Below are 3,122 nucleotides of genomic sequence, written 5' to 3' on the forward strand. Positions count from 1 at the left end.
GCATGAGGTCGACCAGGCCGGCGCCCTGCGCGTACCGCTCCCGGCCGAGGTCGGTCGCGGTGTCCATGAGCAGCCGCTTCACCTGCCGCGGCCGGCCGATGAACTCCGGCCGCGCGGACAGGAACGCCGCGACGACGCCGGAGACGTGCGGCGCCGACATGGACGTGCCGGACTGTTCGGCGTAGGTCGGCGCCCCCTCCTGGCCGTCGAACCCGGCCCGGGTGGACACTTCCCCGGCCGCGGCCGAGGAGATCCACTCGCCGGGCGCCACGACGTCCGGCTTCATCCGGCCGTCGAGCGTCGGGCCCTTGCCCGAGGTCCAGGTGACCCCGAACGCGTGCGGCGCCTCGCGGTGCGTCGAGCCGACGGCGATGCACTCCTCGGCGTGCGCCGGCTCGGTGATCGACCCGAGGACCACCGAGGTGTTGGCGGAGTCGCCGGTCGTGCCGCGGGCGCCGTAGTTCCCGGCGGACACGACCGCGACCACGCCGGACGAGACGAGCTGGTTCAGCGCCTGGCACAGCGGCGACTGGCCGGCCGCGTACTGCTCGGGGTGCCACTCGCAGCCGAGACTCAGGTTGACGCCGTGCACCCTCGGCACGGCCGGGTCGACGTTGACCTCGGTGCGCAGGTACGTCAGCGCCCGGATGACGGCGGCCGAGGAGGTGATCCACGTGCCCTGCTCGCTCCGGCGCATGACCTTCAGGCTCACCAGCTCGCACTCCGGCGCCATCCCGGACAGGGCGCCGGTCCGCTCGCGGAGCGCGAAACCCTCGTCGCCCGGCTCCTTGGCGTAGGCGACCAGCGGCTTCTCCGGTGCGTGGCCGGCGATGACGCCGGCCACGTGCGTGCCGTGCCCGCTCCGGTCGCGCAGCGGCTCGCCGTCGGGGGCGGGGTACTCACCATCGCGCAGCGGCACCTCCGGCTGCACGAGGTGGCTGAAGTCGCGGTGCAGGCCGCTCGTCCGGGAGTCGGCCTCGTGGGTGGCCAGCTCCAGCCCGGCGAAGTGCGGGTGGTTCGCGTCGATGCCGCTGTCGACGACCGCCCACACGATGCCGTGACCGCGTGCGGCGTAGGACCGCCAGGCGGCGTCGGCCTTGACGGTCGGCGCGGAGCGGTCGATCTGCGGGGTGAGCGGGTAGTCGGGCCAGACGCGGAAGATGGTGTGGGGCGAGACGCGCCGGTCGTCCTCCACCAGTGCGCGCAACTGCCGGCGGGTGAGCACGCACTGGTAGAGCTTGGGTGCGATCAGGGAGAGCCCGGCCGGGACCGGCGGCTGCGTGGTGCTTTCGGAGACCCCGTCGTCCGGGATCCCGGCGCGCCGCACGAAGTCGCCCCACAGCCGGTAGAACGCCTCCCGCATGGCGCCGAGACCGCCGGGGAACAGCACGTTGAGCTCGACGAGCATGGCCACCCGGGCATCGGGATCGGGTCGGCCGAGCTCGGTCGTCGCGGAGGTGCCCGGCGGCAGGTCGAGGTCGCCCACGATCGGTGATCGATAATCAGCCTGGTACGACATGCCCGCCTCCGGAGTCCGATACCAGGGAGGAGGGGGAGTTGGTGCGCACGAATACACCGGTGCCGCAGGTCCGCCCTTTGGCGCAGCCGACCTGGCTACTGGACCGTGAGGCGATGTCCTGCCCCGACCGCCTCCGTGTGGCGGTCGAGGCAGGGGGTCGGGTTATGGGGAGACGACGTTACGGGGAGACGACGTTATGGGGAGACGACGAGGAAGTCGTCGAACAGGACGGAGCCGCCGAAGCCGTCGTTGGCCGCGTCCATCACGTTGAGCCCGGTGAACGGTGCGGAGAGCCCGGTGGAGATCCCGGTGCAGGCCGTCGCCGCGCCGTTGACCAGCACGTCGAACGTGTGCGGCAGCGCGGCCGCGTGGACGTGCAGGATCACCGTGGACCAGACGCCGGGCGGCAGCGTGCCGCAGTTGGTGTTGCCCGACGGCGAGGTCTGCGCCACGAGGGTGGTCGAGCCAGGGTCCTGCTGCAGCCGGATGCGCCGGGCACCGAGCGACGCCCCGGCCCCGTTGAGCGCGGTGACGAACGCCGAGCCCACACTCGGATTGACGGCGAAGGTCTCCTTGACCTCCGTCGCGGCCGACGAGAACGACCGGGACGCGATCAGGAAGTCGCCGTTCGCGGCACTGCCCCGCAGGTCCAGCACCCTGGTGTGATCGACGGTGTCCCTGACGACCGCCGTGCTGGCGCCCGCCTGGCTGACCGCCCACGGCGCCCCGAGCGTTCCGGTCGGCGTGGCCTGAAAGTTCTCGCTGAAGACGACCGTGTCCGCGGTCGCCACCGCCCCACCGAACAGCCCGACGAGAAATACGCTCACGACGGCGGTGATTTTCGAACAGGTAGACAACATTGGTGCTCCTAACGGCATTGTGTTGTTGCCGCGGCCCCCGGGAGCGAAGCATAACCAGCCGTACGTGTTCGCTACGTGACACATTTCGGCGATTGCGTTTCCGCAAGGGAAGGAATCCGGCGTGGATTAGGGTTTTCCTGCGGAGTTCGGGGGTTTCCGCCGGGCGGCGCGACGGGGGAGCGCGGTCGCCGGCCATCGGATGGGGCGGCTCTACCGGGGGAGAGTTTTCCCGCGGGCCACGGAGAATTCGGCCGGGGTGCCAGCCGTGGGGCGTCTGGGGCGGGAGCTGAGTGGGATTTCTCGGTGGAACCGGGATGTGTGACGATCCGGCGGCGGTGTAGGTAGACGGGATCGCCGTGTTCGCGGTGTCGGTTCCGATCGTGCGGGGGTGCTGGCCTGCGGGGGCGGGGGTGTCCGCAGGCCAGCTGGCATCAGTGGCCGGTCGTGTGGGGTTGCTGGCCGGTGGTTTTCGTCCAACGGGGAGCGCTTTAGAGTTCCTAACAAAGTCGTGCGACGTGTCGCCAGGTGATGATGCAGGTGGCCAGGCCGAGGAATGCCTCATGGATGTCGTCGCGGCGTTCCCAACGGATACGTAGGCGTTTCATGCCGTGGTACCAGGCCACGGTGCGCTCAACCACCCACCTGACCTTGCCCAGACCGGAACCGTGGGGCTGACCACGGCGGGCAATCCGTGGGCGGATGCCTTTGGCACGCACCTTCTTGCGGTACTTGTCGTGATCGTA

The 3,122-nt window shown here is 70.5% G+C and carries 3 protein-coding genes; all 3 read right to left on the reverse strand.

Annotated features, from left to right (window positions below; all coding sequences use genetic code 11):
- Positions 1 to 1,519 (reverse strand): S8 family peptidase (locus tag ACJ73U_RS08430; RefSeq protein ID WP_407776978.1); only part of this gene is annotated, 1,519 nt, incomplete at its 3' end.
- 194 nt (positions 1,520 to 1,713) lie between these two features.
- Positions 1,714 to 2,346 carry a hypothetical protein gene (locus ACJ73U_RS08435; protein ID WP_407776979.1) on the reverse strand — a complete coding sequence of 211 codons (633 nt, stop codon included), beginning with the start codon at positions 2,344 to 2,346 and terminating at the stop codon, positions 1,714 to 1,716.
- Positions 2,347 to 2,876: 530 nt separating this feature from the next.
- Positions 2,877 to 3,122: transposase (locus ACJ73U_RS08440; protein WP_407776965.1), on the reverse strand; the 246-nt coding region annotated here is incomplete at its 5' end.

This window comes from Actinophytocola sp. (assembly GCF_045807065.1).
Lineage (GTDB): Bacteria > Actinomycetota > Actinomycetes > Mycobacteriales > Pseudonocardiaceae > Actinophytocola.